At 40.8% G+C, this 17,517-nt stretch carries 15 protein-coding genes and 1 other annotated feature; of the genes, 13 read left to right on the top strand and 2 right to left on the bottom strand.

From position 1 onward, the window contains the following. The first annotated feature begins 9 nt into the window (after positions 1–9). The gene (locus AUF14_RS10430; RefSeq protein WP_016181209.1) at positions 10–846 is read left to right on the top strand and encodes a Cof-type HAD-IIB family hydrolase; all 837 of its coding nucleotides are present in this window, start codon (positions 10–12) and stop codon (positions 844–846) included. A gap of 12 nt (positions 847–858) precedes the next feature. Beyond that, positions 859–1,374: a pyrophosphohydrolase domain-containing protein gene (locus AUF14_RS10425; RefSeq protein ID WP_049222033.1), complete on the top strand. Its 516-nt coding sequence runs from the start codon at positions 859–861 to the stop codon at positions 1,372–1,374. 14 nt (positions 1,375–1,388) lie between these two features. Here AUF14_RS10425 and AUF14_RS10420 read toward each other — a convergent pair whose 3' ends face one another. Next, complete coding sequence (locus tag AUF14_RS10420) at positions 1,389–2,741, bottom strand: aspartate kinase (protein WP_016181211.1); 1,353 nt, start codon at positions 2,739–2,741, stop codon at positions 1,389–1,391. A 317-nt stretch (positions 2,742–3,058) separates the two neighbouring features. Here AUF14_RS10420 and AUF14_RS10415 point away from each other — a divergent pair, with 317 nt between their 5' ends. From AUF14_RS10415 to AUF14_RS10375, 10 genes are all read left to right on the top strand, one after another. Next, entirely contained in the window at positions 3,059–4,780 is a 1,722-nt protein-coding gene (locus AUF14_RS10415) for a septation ring formation regulator EzrA (protein ID WP_016181212.1), read from the top strand. A 169-nt stretch (positions 4,781–4,949) separates the two neighbouring features. Continuing rightward, a complete protein-coding gene (locus AUF14_RS10410; RefSeq protein ID WP_049222034.1) occupies positions 4,950–6,092 on the top strand; it encodes a cysteine desulfurase family protein in 1,143 nt (380 codons plus the stop codon). Positions 6,093–6,186: 94 nt separating this feature from the next. Continuing rightward, positions 6,187–7,395 carry a tRNA uracil 4-sulfurtransferase ThiI gene (gene thiI / locus AUF14_RS10405; RefSeq protein WP_016181214.1) on the top strand — a complete coding sequence of 403 codons (1,209 nt, stop codon included), beginning with the start codon at positions 6,187–6,189 and terminating at the stop codon, positions 7,393–7,395. Positions 7,396–7,694: 299 nt separating this feature from the next. After that, positions 7,695–7,817, top strand: a complete 123-nt coding sequence (locus AUF14_RS23100; RefSeq protein ID WP_265331636.1) for a hypothetical protein — start codon at positions 7,695–7,697, stop codon at positions 7,815–7,817. A gap of 374 nt (positions 7,818–8,191) precedes the next feature. After that, positions 8,192–8,827: a redox-sensing transcriptional repressor Rex gene (locus AUF14_RS10400; protein ID WP_016181215.1), complete on the top strand. Its 636-nt coding sequence runs from the start codon at positions 8,192–8,194 to the stop codon at positions 8,825–8,827. A 33-nt stretch (positions 8,828–8,860) separates the two neighbouring features. Continuing rightward, positions 8,861–9,073, top strand: a binding site (T-box leader). A gap of 199 nt (positions 9,074–9,272) precedes the next feature. Further along, positions 9,273–11,912 (top strand): valine--tRNA ligase, encoded by a 2,640-nt coding sequence (locus tag AUF14_RS10395; RefSeq protein ID WP_049219313.1) that lies wholly within the window; start codon positions 9,273–9,275, stop codon positions 11,910–11,912. A gap of 171 nt (positions 11,913–12,083) precedes the next feature. After that, entirely contained in the window at positions 12,084–13,394 is a 1,311-nt protein-coding gene (locus AUF14_RS10390; protein ID WP_053089552.1) for a bifunctional folylpolyglutamate synthase/dihydrofolate synthase, read from the top strand. Then, positions 13,381–14,040: an HAD family hydrolase gene (locus tag AUF14_RS10385; protein ID WP_049219309.1), complete on the top strand. Its 660-nt coding sequence runs from the start codon at positions 13,381–13,383 to the stop codon at positions 14,038–14,040. The genes AUF14_RS10390 and AUF14_RS10385 overlap by 14 nt, the downstream gene beginning before the upstream one ends. A gap of 48 nt (positions 14,041–14,088) precedes the next feature. Beyond that, positions 14,089–14,778, top strand: coding sequence for a RadC family protein (radC, locus tag AUF14_RS10380; protein WP_048719610.1), 690 nt, complete (start codon positions 14,089–14,091; stop codon positions 14,776–14,778). Positions 14,779–14,934: 156 nt separating this feature from the next. Then, complete coding sequence (locus tag AUF14_RS10375; protein WP_016181220.1) at positions 14,935–15,135, top strand: cold-shock protein; 201 nt, start codon at positions 14,935–14,937, stop codon at positions 15,133–15,135. 100 nt (positions 15,136–15,235) lie between these two features. Here the strand turns inward: AUF14_RS10375 and AUF14_RS10370 are convergent, their stop codons facing one another. Then, positions 15,236–15,739: a TetR/AcrR family transcriptional regulator gene (locus AUF14_RS10370; protein WP_049219234.1), complete on the bottom strand. Its 504-nt coding sequence runs from the start codon at positions 15,737–15,739 to the stop codon at positions 15,236–15,238. Between the two features lie 382 nt (positions 15,740–16,121). Here AUF14_RS10370 and AUF14_RS10365 point away from each other — a divergent pair, with 382 nt between their 5' ends. After that, complete coding sequence (locus AUF14_RS10365) at positions 16,122–17,396, top strand: ISL3-like element IS1476 family transposase (RefSeq protein WP_102866030.1); 1,275 nt, start codon at positions 16,122–16,124, stop codon at positions 17,394–17,396. Positions 17,397–17,517: the final 121 nt, after the last annotated feature.

The raw sequence follows: 17,517 nt of genomic DNA, 5'->3' as shown, positions 1-17,517 counted from the left end.
GGGAGAACCATGATAAAAGCCATTTTTTTTGATATTGACGGGACGTTGATCACAAGTGATTCAAAAGTATTGGACAGCACCAGAGAAGCGATTCGCCTGGCGCAAAAACAGGGGATTTTCTGCGGAGTCGCGACCGGACGAGGGCCTGTGAGGATCGAGGAACGAATTGAACAGCTGCCTTTGGACGTCTTTGTGATGTACAATGGCCAACTGGTGTACACGCGAGAAAAGGATATTTACCAGCGTCCATTTTCTGCTGAGACATTGCAGCGAATCGTGGACTTTGCCGATGACGAACATCGGCAGATCATTTTTGGCGGACGTCGAAGAATGGATGGCAGCCATTTAATGAAATGGTCTCAAAATTCTTTATTAAAAAAGATCGCTAGTTGGATGCCTAAATGGTTTCCTGTTAGACCGACGAGAAGATTGTTGCAATCCTTCAGTCCAAATCGTCAAAAGGGGCGATACAAAAAGCTCTCGATTTTACAGGAACCGATTTATCAATGTGTGCTTTTCAGTGCAGAAAATGAAGCACAACGCTTGCAAGAATTACTGCCAGATTGTTCGTTTCAGCGGTCTAATCCTTACTCGGTTGACATCGTTCCCAAAAATGGCTCGAAGTATCATGGCATCTTGGAGTTTACGAAAGCAGCTGGGATTACGCCTGAAGAGGTAATGGTTTTTGGTGATCACTATAACGATATTGAAATGATCAAAAAAGTCGGTATCGGAGTAGCGATGGGGAATGGACTGGATGAGGTCAAAGAGCAAGCGGATTATGTTACCGCAACGAATGAGAATGATGGCATTTATCAAGCAATGAAGTATTTCAATATCATTTAAAGAGGGATAAGTATGTCAAAAGAACCATATCAAATGGCTAAAGAATTTCATGAAACCTTTGCGCCAGCGCCACCGACTTTACCAAAAGCTTTTTCTAAAGAACGCGGGAGCTTCCGTGCCGGATTTAAAGCTGAAGAGATCGTCGAATTCTTGTATGGTGTTGCAGAAGGTGATGAAGCGGAGTTTTCGGATTTAGTTGAGAAGCTTCACGAAAGTGTTGAACAGGCAAAAGAAAAGGTTTTAACCAAGGGGGAAAAGGTCGAAGATGCTTTAACGGCCGAAGTGGATGCCCTGACCGATTTGCTTTATTTTACGTATGGCTCATTTGCCTTGATTGGCGTCAATCCTCAACCGATTTTTGAGATCGTCCATCGGGCGAACATGGGGAAACTCTTTCCTGATGGGAAACCGCGGTATCATCCAGTGACTAACAAAGTGATGAAGCCGGAGGATTGGCAGCAAAACTACGCACCTGAACCATTGATCAAAGAAGAAATAAACAGACAAAAAGGAAAAGCCGAAAAGTAACGGCTTTTCCTTTTTTAATCAAAAAATGTGTAATAAAGTGAACGTACAGCTAAGCGTTCTTGCTCACTGCGAATGGCGAAGATAATACTGCGTTCATCGGCGCCTTGAGAGATCATCCGCAAATTGACATTTTTACGGGCTAGAGCAGCGGTGCTGTCAGAAGTTGTTCCTGGCCGCTCACGCATGCCTTCACCAACAAGGGCGACTACGGACAGTCCATGCTCGATCGATAGCTGATCCGGTTGGATTTTCTCTTCGATCTGCTTCATTAATTCTGCTTCAATATCACGAGTCAACTGGCGTTCTCTCAGGATGATCGAGATATCATCAATTCCTGAAGGCATATGCTCAAAGCAAATGTTCAGATCTTCAAGAATTTGCAAAATACGTCGAACGATACCGACTTCTCGGTTTAACAAATATTTGCCAACCGTTATTCCGCAGAAGCCGCCATCACTGGCAACTCCCACCACTTCATTCCGGCTAACATTCTCAAAGGATTTCTTGATTAACGTTCCTTGGCATTCGGGGTTATTAGTGTTTTTAATAATCACAGGAATCTGTGCTTTAAAGGCCGGCATCAGGGCTTCGTCGTGAAAAACGGTAAAGCCGGCATACGTCAACTCACGAATCTCACGATAAGTAGCATATTCAATCAGTTCAGGATCATGGATATATTTGGGACTGGCCGCGAAAATACCATCCACATCCGTGAAGTTCTCGTACAGGTCGACCTTTAAACCTGCTGCAACGATCGAACCGGTAATATCCGATCCGCCTCGAGAGAAGGTGCAAAGATGGCCATCAGTTGTGTAGCCAAAGAATCCTGGGATAATTAGGATATCTTCAGACTCGCGCCATTGATAGATTTTTTCATAGGATTCCTCTAGAATCCGGGCGTTTTGCGGTTCATTGGAGACTGTGATTCCTAACTCTTTTGGATTGATGTAGCGAGCACGGACACCATTTTTTTGGAAACATGCTGCGACTAATTGGGCATTTAAATTCTCTCCACTGGCTAAAAAGCTGTCTAAGGCATAAGGATCGGCTTCATCAAAGTTTTCCTGCAGCTGCCTTAATTCAGCACTAAAAGTATTCTCAATATCGTCATCGACCTGAAATTCTGCCGCGATCTCGGTATAACGCGCGACGATTTCACGGATCAATTCGTCAGTATCGTGTTTGTAAACAACAGCATTATAAAATTGAATCAATAAGTCGGTGACTTTTTTGTCTTTATTGGTTCGCTTTCCTGGAGCAGAAACCACCACGAAACGACGGCCGGAGTCGCCTGTCACGATCGATAAGACTTTTTTTAGTTGTTCAGCTGAAGCTACGGAGCTCCCGCCAAATTTGATCACTTTCACTTTAATCACCTCTTATTTTAATGTGGCTTTAATATTATCTGAAAAGTTGCACAATTTCAAGGGGATTCGACGCTTTCTCGAATAGAAAATTTGATAAAATTACACTTTTCTTAAATTTATTGCAATTGAAGCAGTCAGCAAAAAATGCTAGTATGAGGAGTGACTGTGCGATAAACATTTCTAAAGGGATTTCAAAACTAGCTAGTGAAGAGAAAAGTCTTTTGTGTTATAATCTACGTTAGATGTTTTCGCCAAAAAACTGATAATAATGAACCATTAAATAAACTGAATCTGGATAGTTGAAAGGAAAATCATACATGGGAAGTAATGTAATCATAGGGATCGTTATCGGCTTAGTCATTTTGGCTGCCGTTTTATACTTGATTGGTTATCTGATGAAGAAAAAAAATCAAGAACGCTTAAAAGAACTTGATAAAAGGAAAGAAGCGTTATTCGATCTTCCTGTCGTGGAAGAGGTCGATGAAGTGAAAAAAATGCATCTTGTCGGCCAAAGTCAAAATACTTTCCGTGAATGGAATCAAAAGTGGACAGATGTTTCGACGAAATCTTTTGCTGAGCTTGAAAGTCAAATCTTTGAAGTTGAAAGCCAAAATGAGACCTTCCGTTTTATGAAGGGAAAATCGGCGATCGAAAGCGCAGAGCGCACGATGACTGAGATGGAAGAAGAAGTTGAAGGAATTCGTACAGGATTGAAGGAATTACGCGAGACTGAAGAACGTAATTCATTAGCCGTTCAGCAAGCGTTAGATGTTTTTGAAGAATTGAAAAAGGATCTGAAGGAAAAGAAAGACAGCTTTGGACCTGCTTTACCTGAGATTCAAAAACAGGTAAAAAATGTGGAAATCGAATTTACGCAATTCGTTACTTTGAATACTTCAGGCGATCCGATCGAAGCCCGAGAAGTATTGGATGATGCAGAGAAGCATACGTACGAAGTACAAGAAACGATGCAAAAGGTTCCTGCTATTTATGAAGATTTAGAAAAAACTTTCCCAGGCCAGATCGATGAACTAGAAAAAACTTATAAGAAAATGATGGCTGACAATTTTGTTTTACCAGAGGATGATTTCGAAGAACGTCTGGATAAAGTGAAGAAGCATGTTGAACGTTCATTAGAGGATTTAGAGAAAATCGAGTTAGGTACTGTGGAAACAGCCAATAAAGAAACGGCTGAATTGATCGATGATCTGTATGTCGTATTAGAAAAAGAATTTGAAGCGAAAAAATATGTTTTAACTAACCGTAAAACAATCGGTGAATATATTACTCACGCTGCTCGGAATAACCACCAATTGATGGTCGAGTTGGACCACACTTCTCAGAGCTACGCATTGAACAACAATGAGTTGGGACGTGCCCGCGGTTTCCAAACAGAGATTGAAGAACTGGAACGTCGCAACCGCAATATGGAACCACAGATTGACAAACATGAATTAGCCTTTTCCGAAGTTCAAGTGTTCTATAAGGATGCCTTCAAAGTCTTGGATGATATTGAAACGAAACAAGTTGAGATCGATGATGACTTACACGATTTGCGTAAAGGTGAAAAGGAAGCTTCTGAGAAAATCGAGAAGTATGAATTCCGTTTACGCAATCTAAAACGCTATGTAGAACAACAACGTTTACCTGGCTTGCCTGGGGATTACTTAGAATTCTTCTTCGTAGCGACGGATCGTGTGGAAGAGTTAAGCAAATCATTAAACAAGATTCGGATCAATATGCAGGATATTAATAAGCTTGTGAGTCTTTGCGATGAGGACATGGAATTGTTGGATCAAAAGACCTACGACTTAGTGGATGCTGCAGCGTTGACGGAGCAAATGATGCAATATGCGAATCGTTACCGTCATACTCATCCTGAAATCAAGAGTGCGATTGAGAACAGTTTGGAACTATTTAACAGAGAATATCGTTACCAAGATGCCTTGGATGAGATTGGCACTGCGCTAGAACGAGTTGAACCTGGTGCTTTTAAACGGATTGAAGATTTCTATTTTAACAACCGAGATTTAGTCTAAGCTGAGCGATTTGCTCAGCTTTTTTACTTTATTTCGGAGAAATGAAGATCGACGTTATTGGCAACTGTTAAGGAAGAGGTTATGAAACTCTTCTTATTTGTAAGGATTACTTGAAGTGTTATGACATTCTCGCTATAATAGGAAAGAATTTTTGAAGGAAGGTCGAAGAATGATTTATTTTGATAATAGTGCGACGACGGCAATTTATCCATCCGCACTTGATACATATGTAAAAACGAGTCAACGGATTATGGGGAATCCCTCTAGTCTGCATGACTTAGGTACGCAGGCGAATCGTTTGCTGCAGCAAGCGCGAAAACAAACAGCAGACTTGCTGAATGTGAAAACCAATGAAGTCTTTTTTACCAGCGGCGGCACGGAAGGGGATAACTGGGTACTGAAAGGTACAGCGATTGCTAAGCGAGAATACGGCAATCATCTCATTATTTCCAGTGTTGAGCATCCGGCTGTCAGTCGAACAGCCGAACAACTAAAAGAACTTGGATTCGAAGTAAGTATCGCACCAGTTGATCAAAATGGTTTTGTAAAAGTCGAGCAGTTGGCTAAGCTAATTCGTCCTGAAACGATTTTAGTTTCGGTTATGGGTGTCAACAATGAAATGGGAGCAATTCAACCGATCGAAGCGATTAGCAAAGTGTTGGAAGACCACCCCACGATTCATTTCCATGTGGATGCCGTACAGGCGATTGGTAAAGTTGAGCAGGAAAAATGGCTGACACCACGGGTTGATTTTGCTACTTTTTCTGCCCATAAATTTCACGGTCCTCGTGGAGTTGGTTTTATCTATTGGAAGGAAGGCAAGAAGCTGGCACCGTTGTTAAACGGCGGCGGACAAGAAAGTGGGCAGCGTGCAACGACTGAAAATCTTCCTGCTATTGTGGCGATGAGTCGGGCTTTGCGCCTACACCTTGAGAAAAAGGCAGAACGACCAAACCACACAGCAGTCATTCGTCAATACTTAAAGGAAGCGTTAGCTAGCTATGAAAAGGTAACGATTTTCTCTGGCGATGAGGATTTTGCGCCGCATATTTTAACGTTTGGAATTAAAGGGATTCGCGGGGAAGTGTTGGTTCACGCCTTGGAGGAAAAACAAATTTTCGTGTCAACGACGAGTGCTTGTTCAAGTCGTAAAAAGGTCGATAGCTCGACATTACATGCCATGGGGGTTCCCCATGACATTGCCACGACGGCAATCCGAGTTAGTTTAGATGAAGCCAATACCATGGCCGAAGCAGAGCAATTCATGGTGATATTCAACCATCTTTACGACAAGTTTTCGAAGATCAATTAAGACCGCTTCATGTAAATAGTGATTATGGATGCCAGTTGAAGCATTAAAAGACAAAGAAGGTCAAGAACTGACATTATAAATAAGGAGAATGATCGTGCAATATACTGAAATTATGGTGCGCTACGGAGAGTTATCAACCAAGGGAAAGAACCGTCGCAGTTTTATCATGCGACTCGCACAAAATGTCCGTGGGGCGTTGGCGGAATTTCCTGATTTGAAAATTCATGCTGATCGTGACCGAATGCATATTTTATTAAATGGTGAAGACAGCCGTTTGGTTTTACCTAAATTAGAAAAGGTTTTTGGGATTCAAACCTTCTCGCCAAGTATTCGCGTAGAAAAAACACTTGATGATTTGAAGCAAATGACGCAGCAAATCATGCAAGAGATTTATACGGGAAAAGAAACCTTTAAGATTACTGCTAAGCGTAGTGACCATCACTTTGAATTGGATAGTCATGGTATCCAGCAATATCTAGGAGATGCAGTAATGGATGTTTGTCCCGATATCAAAGCCCAGATGAAGCGTCCGGATATTAATTTGCGGGTAGAAATTCGCCGTGATGGGGCTTATCTTTCTTACGAAACGATCAAAGGAGCTGGTGGATTGCCAGTTGGGACCAGTGGTCGTGGAATGTTAATGCTGTCTGGCGGGATCGATTCCCCAGTTGCTGGTTACTTAGCGATGAAACGCGGAGTGGAGATTGAGGCTGTTCATTTTGCCAGCCCGCCTTATACTAGTGAGCAGGCGCTGCAAAAGGCCAAGGATCTGACAGAAAAATTAACGCCATATGTTGGCGGAATCCAATTTATCGAAGTTCCTTTTACTGAAATTCAAGAAGAAATCAAAGCCCATAGCCCACAAGGATATTGGATGACATTAACACGTCGGATGATGCTGCGATTAACAGATGCGATTCGCGAGATGCGTCATGGATTAGTCATTATCAATGGGGAATCACTGGGCCAAGTAGCCTCACAAACATTGCATAGTATGGTAGCCATCAATGAAGTGACGACTACACCAATTATTCGACCAGTCGTGACAATGGATAAAACTGAAATCATTGAACTAGCAGAAAAGATTGATACCTTTGAGTTGGCCATTCAGCCGTTTGAAGATTGCTGTACAATCTTTGCGCCACCTCAACCTAAGACACGACCAAAACTGGAGAAAGTTTTGGAACTGGAGGAACGCTTCGATATTGAAGGGTTGATGGCCCGCTGTTTAGCTGGATTGAAGATTGAAGAGATCATGCCTGCTCGAACAGAGAAAAACGAAGAGTTCGCAGATTTTTTATAATAAATTTGAGCAAGAAAGTGTACTTTCTTGCTCTTTTTTTTGTAAAAGATTGTTATTGTTTTTTCTACATGTTAAAATCGTTTATGTGAAGTAATTAACAAACAAGAGCTCATAGACTAATATACGGCGAGAGAATCGACCTAATTTTTTGCTAAAAAAATGATTACACTAAAACGAACAAGGATGTCAGTTCAGCTTTTCGCAGTATTATAGCTCATAAGAAATAGAAAGCTATGCTCAAAACAAGCAAAAGAACTGTTTAGCAGAATGATATACGGCGAGAGAATCAGCCTAATTTTTTGAAAAAAAATTATTACATTAAAACGAACAAGGATGTCAGTTCAGCTTTTCGCAGTATCTATAGCTTAGAAGAAGTAGAAAGCTATTGTCCAAGTAAGCAAAAGAACTGTTTAGCAGAATGATATACGGCGAGAGAATCAGCCTAATTTTTTGAAAAAAAATTATTACATTAAAACGAACAAGGATGTCAGTTCAGCTTTTCGCAGTATCTATAGCTCAGAAGAAATAAAAAGCTATGTTCAAAACGAGCAAAAGAAACTGTTTAGCAGAATGATATACGGCGAGAGAATCAACTTAATTTTTGCAAAAAAATTAATACATTAAAACGAACAAGGATGTCAGTTCAGCTTTTCGCAGTATCTATAGCTCAGAAGAAATAAAAAGCTATGTTCAAAACGAGCAAAAGAAACTGTTTAGCAGAATGATATACGGCGAGAGAATCAGCCTAATTTTTTGAAAAAAAATTATTACATTAAAACGAACAAGGAGAAAAAACATGGAGCGAATCATTCAAAAACCCCAACTATCGAAAGCGACAACTAAAAGACTGTCTTTGTATTTACGTTGTTTGAAAGGATTGGAGAAAAATGGTGTTACTCGCATCAAATCTTCCGAGCTCAGCAAAATGACTCAGGTAGGATCTGCGACGATTCGACGTGACTTTTCCCATTTTGGAGAGCTTGGCCGCAGTGGTTACGGCTACGATGTCAACGACTTGATTAAGGTTTTTAGCGACATGCTGGAAACGAAGGAAGAAAAACGGATCGCATTGATTGGCTGCGGGAACTTAGGCCAAGCGCTGCTAAATAATAATTTTCGTCGCAATGAAAATTTGAATATTGTTTGTGCATTCGATAACGATCCTGAAAAGGTTGGCAAAGAGCTGTGTGGCTACCTTATTCATTCGATTGATGAGATGGATGAGGTGTTGGCGGAAGAAAAAATTACTGTTGCTATCTCTACGGTTCCCAGTCAAAATGCTCAAGCAGCAATTGACCAAGTGGTTGCAAATGGAGTCACAGCCATTTTAAATTTTGCGCCAGATCCTTTAAAAGTGCCGGATAATGTCCATGTCCATTATATTGATTTAACCTCGGAGTTACAGACGTTGATCTATTTTGATGGTCAGTAGGACTTTACAAGTTTCCGAGTTCATTGTAGAATGAGTCAGACGATGATCAAGAGGAGTATATGAGGATTAAAGTTCTAGAGAGAAGATGCACGGCTGAAACATCTTTACTTTGACTCATAGAAGGTAGCTTGGGAGTTTTGCGATCTGAAAGAAGTAAGAACGCACGGTACATGTCCGTTACACATGTTCGAGCGGCAGAGTCTTTTTCTGCAATTTAGGTGGTACCGCGTAATTTACGTCCTAGAACACAGTTGTGTTCTAGGATTTTTTTTCGTTAGTTCTGCTTTTCGCAATTTATTGTGGATGCACATCCTAGTTAAAAAGGTTCTGACGAAACATGAAACGGAACTGTTTAGCGGATTCGTATATGCACGAAAAGAGTACCTGTTGCTTTGACTAAAGAAGCTGTACCAGCAATCAATCTTTTAAAATAGGAGGAATTTAAATGACTGAAAATTTACCAACAAAATTCAATCCGCAAGAAGTAGAAGCGGGTCGTTACCAAAAATGGTTGGACCAAGATTTATTCAAGCCATCAGAAGATCAGCAAGCAAAACCTTATTCGATTGTTATTCCGCCCCCAAATGTAACTGGGAAGTTGCATCTAGGTCATGCATGGGATACGACGTTGCAAGATATGATCATTCGTCAGAAACGGATGCAAGGCTTTGATACGCTGTGGCTGCCTGGGATGGACCATGCGGGTATCGCGACGCAAGCAAAAGTTGAAGAAAAATTACGAGAACAAGGTATTTCCCGTTATGATCTTGGTCGTGAAAAATTTGTTGATCAGGTTTGGGAATGGAAAGAAGAGTACGCAGGACATATTCGTGAGCAATGGGCGAAGTTAGGCTTATCCCTGGATTATAGCCGTGAACGTTTTACTCTTGATGATGGCTTATCCGATGCAGTGCGTAAGGTTTTTGTTTCGTTATACGAGAAGGATTTAATCTATCGTGGCGAATACATCATCAATTGGGACCCGCAAGCGAAAACGGCTTTGTCTGACATTGAAGTTATCCATAAAGACTTAGAGGGTGCCTTCTATCATGTTTCTTATCCGTTAAGTGATGGCAGCGGTGTGTTGGAAATTGCGACGACTCGTCCTGAAACGATGTTAGGAGATACAGCGATTGCTGTCCACCCAGAAGATGAACGCTACCAAGACTTGGTTGGTAAGACAGTAATTTTACCATTAGTCGATAAAGAAATTCCAATCATTGCGGACAGTTATGTTGATCGTGAGTTTGGAACAGGGGCAGTGAAAATTACTCCTGCTCATGACCCGAATGACTTTGAAGTGGGTAATCGTCATGATTTGCCGCGAGTAAACGTGATGAATCCGGATGGCAGCATGAATGAGCTGGCCGGCAAGTATGCGGGCATGGATCGTTTCGAAGCACGTAAAGCAATCGTTGCTGATTTGAAAGAAATCGGTCGTTTGATCAAAGTCGAAAAAATGGTTCACAGCGTTGGGCACTCAGAACGTACGGGTGTTGTTGTTGAACCACGTTTATCAACTCAATGGTTTGTTAAGATGGGACCGTTGGCAGATCAAGCAGTGAAAAATCAAAGCACGGATAACGCAGTAGATTTCTTCCCGCCTCGTTTTAACAATACCTTTATGACTTGGATGGAAAATGTCCACGACTGGGTTATTTCACGTCAACTATGGTGGGGACATCGTATTCCTGCTTGGTATCATAAAGAAACCGGCGAAATGTATGTTGGCATGGAAGCTCCTGCGGATAGCGAAAATTGGGAACAAGATCCGGATGTATTAGATACTTGGTTCAGTTCAGCCTTATGGCCGTTTTCTACGATGGGCTGGCCGGACGAAGCAAGTGAAGATTACAAACGCTACTTCCCAACCAGTACCTTAGTGACCGGTTACGATATTATTTTCTTCTGGGTAAGCCGGATGATTTTCCAAAGCTTGGAATTCACGGATGAACGTCCATTTAAAAATGTGTTGATCCACGGTTTGATTCGTGATGAACAAGGCCGTAAGATGAGTAAATCTTTAGGCAACGGGATCGATCCAATGGACGTGATTGAGCAATATGGTGCTGACGCATTGCGTTGGTTCTTATCAACAGGTTCAGCGCCAGGTCAAGATGTTCGCTTCAGTTATGAAAAAATGGATGCAGCTTGGAACTTTATCAATAAAATCTGGAATGCTTCTCGTTTCGTAATTATGAACGTTGAAGGCTTTACCGCTGAAGATATTGATTTCTCTGGTGAGAAAACTGTGGCGGATCGTTGGATTTTAACTCGTTTGAATGAAACGATTGAAAAAGTAACCAGCCTGTTTGATCAATTTGAATTTGGTGAAGCTGGACGTCAATTGTATAACTTCATGTGGGATGACTTCTGTGACTGGTATATCGAGATGAGTAAAGAAATTCTTTACGGAGAAGATGAAGAAGCAAAACAAACGACGAAGAGCATTTTGGTTTACGTTTTAGATCAAACCTTACGTCTATTACATCCAATTATGCCTTTTGTAACAGAAGAAATTTGGGCGAAGATTCCACATACTGGCGAGTCATTAGTTGTTGCGGACTATCCAGTGGTTCATCCAGAATACGATGACAAAACAGCCGCAAAAGGTATGGAATTTTTGAAGGAATTGATTCGTTCAGTTCGAAACATTCGGGCGGAAGTGAATACACCACTTTCAAAACCAATTACTTTACTGATCAAAACGAATGATCAAAAAATCGATGAATTCTTAATTGAGAACACCAGCTATATCGAACGCTTCTGTAATCCAGAAGAATTGGTGATTGCAAGCGACATTACAGCACCTGACTTGGCGATGTCAGCCGTATTGACTGGCGCAGAAATTTACTTGCCATTAGCCGGTTTGATCAATATCGAAGAAGAGATCAAACGACTTGAAAAAGAATTGGCAAAATGGAACGGTGAAGTCAAACGTGTCCAAGGTAAATTAGCCAATGAACGCTTCGTGGCGAATGCACCTGAAAACGTGGTTGCTGAAGAACGAGCAAAAGAAAAAGATTATTTAGAAAAACAAGCAGCGGTTCAAGAACGGATTGAAAGTCTGCGGACGATTTCTTAATTGATTGATGAGTGTGACCTGTAATTTGGGTCGCGCTCATTTTTTATCTGATAATCTCATAACTAAATTTATAAATTGGTGGATTTCCTCAGCACTTATCCATCTTTCTTCAGGAAACTTTGCTATACTAGAGGCATGCAAAAAAAGAGATAAACGAGGCGAATACTATTGATGATAGAAGAAGCGATTGCTTGGATTCATAGTCGTAAAAAATTTGGCTCACGCCCAGGTTTAGAACGCATCCAAGCGTTATTAGATAAAGTAGATAATCCAGAAAAAAAGGTGCCTGTGATTCATATTGCCGGAACGAATGGTAAAGGTTCAACAGTTGCCTATTTACGCAGTATTTTAATTGAGGCGGGAGTGACTGTCGGCAGCTTTACTTCCCCTTACATTGAAGAATTTAACGAACGAATCGCCATTGACGCCCAGCCAATTCCAGACAATCAGCTGATTGTCTATGTCGAAAAATATCAGCCAATCGTCGCTGAGCTTGATCGAGACCCAGCAATTAGCGGGATTACGGAATTTGAGATTTTGACAGCAATCATGCTGGATTATTTCGCGACAGAACAAGTGGACGTTGCCATCGTTGAAGTTGGCTTAGGCGGCTTGCTGGATTCAACCAATGTCGTGAAACCGATTTTGACGGCTATTACAACGATCGGCTACGATCATATGGATGTTTTGGGAGATACCTTAAACGAGATCGCCGGACAAAAAGCCGGAATCATCAAAAAAAATGTACCCGTAGTAACAGGAAAAATTACGAAAGGTCCGTTGATCGAAATTGTGGAAAAGGCAGCGAATGAGACAGCAAAAATGTATCGCTACGGCGAAGAATACCAAGTGGATTATTTGCGTCCAGATCCTACTTGGGGCGAGCTGTTCAATTTTACCGATCAAGCTGGCAAGCTTACATCACTGAAGGTACCATTATTGGGGCGTCATCAAGTAGAAAATGCCGGAGTAGCGATTGAGCTGTATCATCTCTATTGTGAACAAAAGGGTCTGCCATTTGAAGAGAAGACAATTCAAAAAGGGTTGATGAAGGCACAATGGCCGGCTAGAATGGAAAAGGTCAGTGACGAACCCTTGATCGTCATGGATGGGGCGCACAACGGACATGCCATGAAACGCTTAGTAGAAAATGTAAAACGCGAATTTCGCGATTATAATATCAATATTCTTTTTTCAGCGTTGGAGACGAAGGATGTTGACCAGATGCTTGCATTGCTTTCAGAAATTCCTAATGCTCACATTTATCTGACCACATTTGAATATCCTAAAGCGTTGGATCTTAGTCGCTTTGACCATCTGGATAGCCGCTTTGAGGTGGTTTCATTATGGCAATTCGGCTTAGGAGAATTATTAGAGGATATGGGTGCAGATGATTTACTATTGATTACGGGCTCATTGTACTTCGTTTCTGAAGTACGTCAATTATTATTAAATTTAGGAGGTACGAATGAAAAAAGTTAAGGGAATCATTTTCGACATGGACGGCTTATTGTTTGATACGGAGTCGATTTACTGCGAAGCCAATTTGGTGGTAGCTGAGAAATACGGTCTGCCTTTTACGAAAGAGATTTATGCACGTTTTATCGGTATCTCAGATGAAGAGGTCTGGGCAGAGCTGCACAAAATGTATGCTGATCATGGCGAGGAGACGGTGCAAAAATTTATCGATGAAAGCTGGGGAATGGCTCATGATCGTTTCAAAACCGGTGAGGTCGATTTGAAACCAGGTGTCCATGAATTGCTCGCTTATTTAGAGGAAAAAGAAATTCCGCGGGTAGTGGCGTCTAGTAATGTGCGACCGATTATTGAAATTTTACTGGAGCATGCAGGAATTCGTGACAAATTTTCGGACATTATTTCAGCTGAGGACGTGAAATTTGCCAAACCTGATCCAGAAATTTTTGTAATCGCGTCGAATCGCTTAGGACTTGCGCCTGAAGATTGCTTAGTGTTAGAGGATTCGAAAAATGGGATCTTAGCCGCAGAAGGAGCGGAGGTGCCAGTAGTGATGGTACCGGATATTCTTCCGCCAACTACTGAATTAAAAGAAAAAACAGAATCGGTTTTCTCCACCTTGCATGAGGTAATCGACTTTTTAGAAGCATAAAATCAACTCCTTTGCGTACTTTAAAGAAAAGTAGCAAAGGAGTTTTTTATGGAAAAAAGTTTGTTATTACAAGAGCTGCCTGAAAGTTCATGGCCGCGGGAGCGTTTGCTTAGAGAAGGTGAGAAGCATTTATCGGATCAGGAACTACTAGCGATTATCTTGCGCAATGGATCGCGTCAGCAAAATGTGATGGAATTAGCGGGTAGTATTTTGCGTGAATACCCAGCACTCTATGATCTAAAGCATGCAACGCTGCAGGAGCTGCAGCAATTTAAGGGAATTGGCAAGACGCGAGCAATTGAATTAAAGGCGATGATGGAATTTGGTCATCGAATCAATCGCGCATTACAGCCAAAGATGGGGAAGGTTCAATCTAGTCTTTCTTTAGGTCAACAGTTGATCACAGAACTAAAGGATTATCATCAAGAGCATTTAGTCGCCTTCTTTTTGAATACGAAAAATGAAATTATTTCGCAGAAGACGATCTTCATTGGCTCGCTGAATCAGAGTATCGCCCATCCCCGGGAAATTTTTCGCGAGGCGGTGCGAATTAGTGCAGCGCGGGTGGTATTAGGGCATAATCACCCCTCGGGAAATCCCACGCCGTCACATAATGATTTGGCTTTTACTGAACGTGTTCAGGAGTGCGGAGCGATGATGGGAATCGAGTTATTAGACCACATTATTGTTGGTGAAACCAAATATTTCAGTTTGCGTGAAGAAAAGTACTTAAAGTAGCAATTGAAAACCCTTGCGCATAGAATAAGTAGAATGTTAAACTATTATTGTAATTTTGTTTGAGATACGAGTTGGTATACAGATGTTTCCCTTTTCGTAGGCCGGCAATGTTACACATACTTAATTAAGTGCTTAGGCACGAGGAGGATTTTATTCATGGAAAACGGAACAGTAAAATGGTTTAACGCAGAAAAAGGTTTTGGCTTCATCACTCGTGAAGATGGCAGCGATGTATTCGTACATTTCTCAGCTATCCAAGGCGACGGTTTTAAAACATTAGAAGAAGGACAAGCAGTAACTTTCGATGTTGAAGAAAGCGATCGCGGACCTCAAGCAGCTAACGTAACTAAGCAATAATACGACAAAGCCTTAGAGAAAAAATCTCTAAGGCTTTTTATTTTGGTTCTGATTTGCTTGGTTTCTTTCATATATTTTGCATATGAGAAGCAGTAATGATTTAATTTTCCGTCGAAAATTGGAAGAAGCGATCCTCTTCTAAATTTTCGACATGATTGGCATTATTAACTGCTAATGCGGCTTTACCGATACAGTATTGCCAGAAAAAATCAAAGAAGAGGGTGGTACTTTTTTCAGGCTTAATGGTATTAAATATGTCTCTAGTGACTTGCTTAGTTAATTGAATCGTATCAGAATCCTGTAGGAAAAAGCGATAGAATTCATCTGGGTAATCGGTGGCATAATTGGTTATCGCTTTTGAGAGAGCTTGTAGTGTCTTTGGTTCCTGATCTTCCAGAAAATCGGCATATTTCAATAAAACGCGGGTAGTTAAAACCGACTTTAGCTCCGCCAGATTCGCAAACTCACGATAGATTGGCTGGGTTGAACAAGCGATATGTTCTGCGATATTACGAGCATGAAATTTTTTGAAGCCTTCATTGATAATCAATTGATAAGCACCATCTATAATCTGGCTTCGTTGCACGCGTTGAGTTCTTACCATAATTAATCTTCCTTTATTTTGGATTGAAGAAGCTATAAAATAACACGTGTTAATTTATAGCTTTTTCTAACTAACTTTCATTGTGCAAATAAAGCAGCTGATTGTCAATTGATTTTTGATAATTTCAAGAAAATAATACTTTTTTTTGCATAAAAACTGAAAATTATTTTTTAACAGTTAGAAAATGATAGTAAGCTCAAGAATAAAAAAACATCCATCTAGGAAATTAGATGGATGTTTTGGGTTCTATAATATTTTGTGTTGGTGGAAAATCGAAGGCGATTTTCTACTAACACTTTTTTCTTCGTTTCAACTCAAAAAGAGACTCACTTTTGGTAAAATTTAGTCGACCAAAACGTCACCCTACCAAAGGAGTCTCTCAATGGATAATCATACTAGAAAATTACTCGGATTAACAGATAAACATTTATTTTTTGATGAAGAATGGCTGATTGAAAAAGAATATAAAGGCGTTCAAGCGCAGTTTATTAAAGGAAAATTGGATGACTCTCCTTCCTATTGTGAACACTGTGGATCGGTTCGTATTATCCGCAACGGTTCCTATACGACACGCACTCAGATGTTGAAAGTCAAAGAAAAGTTGACTATTTTAGAATTAAAACGTACCCGTTTTCTCTGCCATGATTGTGGACGGACCTTTTCTGCGAAAACGGACTTAGTTGATGAATATCATCAACTAACAAAGGAACTGAAGCAGGCGATTCTCATGGAACTGTACGAAAATCAATCACGTAAACTAATCGCTAAGAAGTACTTCGTCTCGGATGGGACGGTGACACGTATCTTGCGTGAAGCAACGAAGCATTACCAGCCACGTATGAACTTCCTTCCGACAGTGTTGTGTATGGATGAGTTCAAATCAATGAAGTCTGTTTCTGGTTCCATGAGTTTTATTTGTGTTGATGGGACAACCAATCAGCTATTTACGATCCTTGAAGATCGCAGACTTTACAAACTAACTCAATACTTCCTGCGCTTTCCTAGAAAGGCCCGTTTAAAGGTCAAGTACCTAGTGATGGACATGAGTGCCAGCTATTGTCAGTTGCTTAAAACGGTCTTTCCAAATGCGGAGATCGTAACTGACCGCTTTCATATTGTCCAACACATCAATCGCAGCTTCAATCAATTACGTGTCCAGATCATGAATCGTTTTCGAACCTCACACTCTGAAAATCAGAAGAAGTACCGTCGGCTCAAGCGATATTGGAAACTCTTACTCAAAGATTCCACGACATTGGAGCCACTCAAACGGCATTATCATCGACTGTTTAAACGACCAATTAGTCAAACAGAAATCGTTGATGAGCTGTTAAGCTACAACGAAGAATTGCGAACTGCGTATCATTTTTGTCAATTATTACGCTATTATTTCGTTAAACGAGATACGGAAGGCTTTCAAGAAACCCTTAAAACAATTACATCTACGTTACCTCAGTCGTTTAAAAAGAAATTCACGATCTTCCATCGCTACCAATCGGGCATTTCAAATGCCTTTAAAGTGTCCCACTCAAACGGTGTCACGGAGGGGCTGAATAACAAGATCAAGCTGATTAAACGAATTGCGTTTGGTTATCGCAACTTTTATAACTTTCGGGCACGGATCTATTTACAACAAGGTCTGATCTTTGAAAACTAAAAAATATGGTTCTATAATATTTTGTGTTGGTGGAAAATCGAAGGCGATTTTCTACTAACACTTTTTTCTTCGTTTCAACTCAAAAAGAGACTCACTTTTGGTAAAATTTAGTCGACCAAAA

Source organism: Enterococcus avium, assembly GCF_002891025.1.
GTDB classification, from domain to species: domain Bacteria; phylum Bacillota; class Bacilli; order Lactobacillales; family Enterococcaceae; genus Enterococcus_A; species Enterococcus_A avium.
The sequence above is the reverse complement of the archived record's forward strand: the minus strand, read 5'-3'. Positions and strand labels throughout refer to the sequence as shown.

Excerpts from the sequence above, each read along its gene's own strand:
- AUF14_RS10430 (WP_016181209.1), top strand. The coding sequence starts at position 10 with ATGATAAAAGCCATTTTTTTTGATATTGACGGGACGTTGATCACAAGT.
- AUF14_RS10425 (WP_049222033.1), top strand. The coding sequence starts at position 859 with ATGTCAAAAGAACCATATCAAATGGCTAAAGAATTTCATGAAACCTTT.
- AUF14_RS10415 (WP_016181212.1), top strand. The coding sequence starts at position 3,059 with ATGGGAAGTAATGTAATCATAGGGATCGTTATCGGCTTAGTCATTTTG.
- AUF14_RS10410 (WP_049222034.1), top strand. The coding sequence starts at position 4,950 with ATGATTTATTTTGATAATAGTGCGACGACGGCAATTTATCCATCCGCA.
- AUF14_RS10400 (WP_016181215.1), top strand. The coding sequence starts at position 8,192 with ATGGAGCGAATCATTCAAAAACCCCAACTATCGAAAGCGACAACTAAA.
- AUF14_RS10395 (WP_049219313.1), top strand. The coding sequence starts at position 9,273 with ATGACTGAAAATTTACCAACAAAATTCAATCCGCAAGAAGTAGAAGCG.
- AUF14_RS10390 (WP_053089552.1), top strand. The coding sequence starts at position 12,084 with ATGATAGAAGAAGCGATTGCTTGGATTCATAGTCGTAAAAAATTTGGC.
- AUF14_RS10385 (WP_049219309.1), top strand. The coding sequence starts at position 13,381 with ATGAAAAAAGTTAAGGGAATCATTTTCGACATGGACGGCTTATTGTTT.
- radC (WP_048719610.1), top strand. The coding sequence starts at position 14,089 with ATGGAAAAAAGTTTGTTATTACAAGAGCTGCCTGAAAGTTCATGGCCG.
- AUF14_RS10375 (WP_016181220.1), top strand. The coding sequence starts at position 14,935 with ATGGAAAACGGAACAGTAAAATGGTTTAACGCAGAAAAAGGTTTTGGC.
- AUF14_RS10370 (WP_049219234.1), bottom strand. The coding sequence starts at position 15,739 with ATGGTAAGAACTCAACGCGTGCAACGAAGCCAGATTATAGATGGTGCT.
- AUF14_RS10365 (WP_102866030.1), top strand. The coding sequence starts at position 16,122 with ATGGATAATCATACTAGAAAATTACTCGGATTAACAGATAAACATTTA.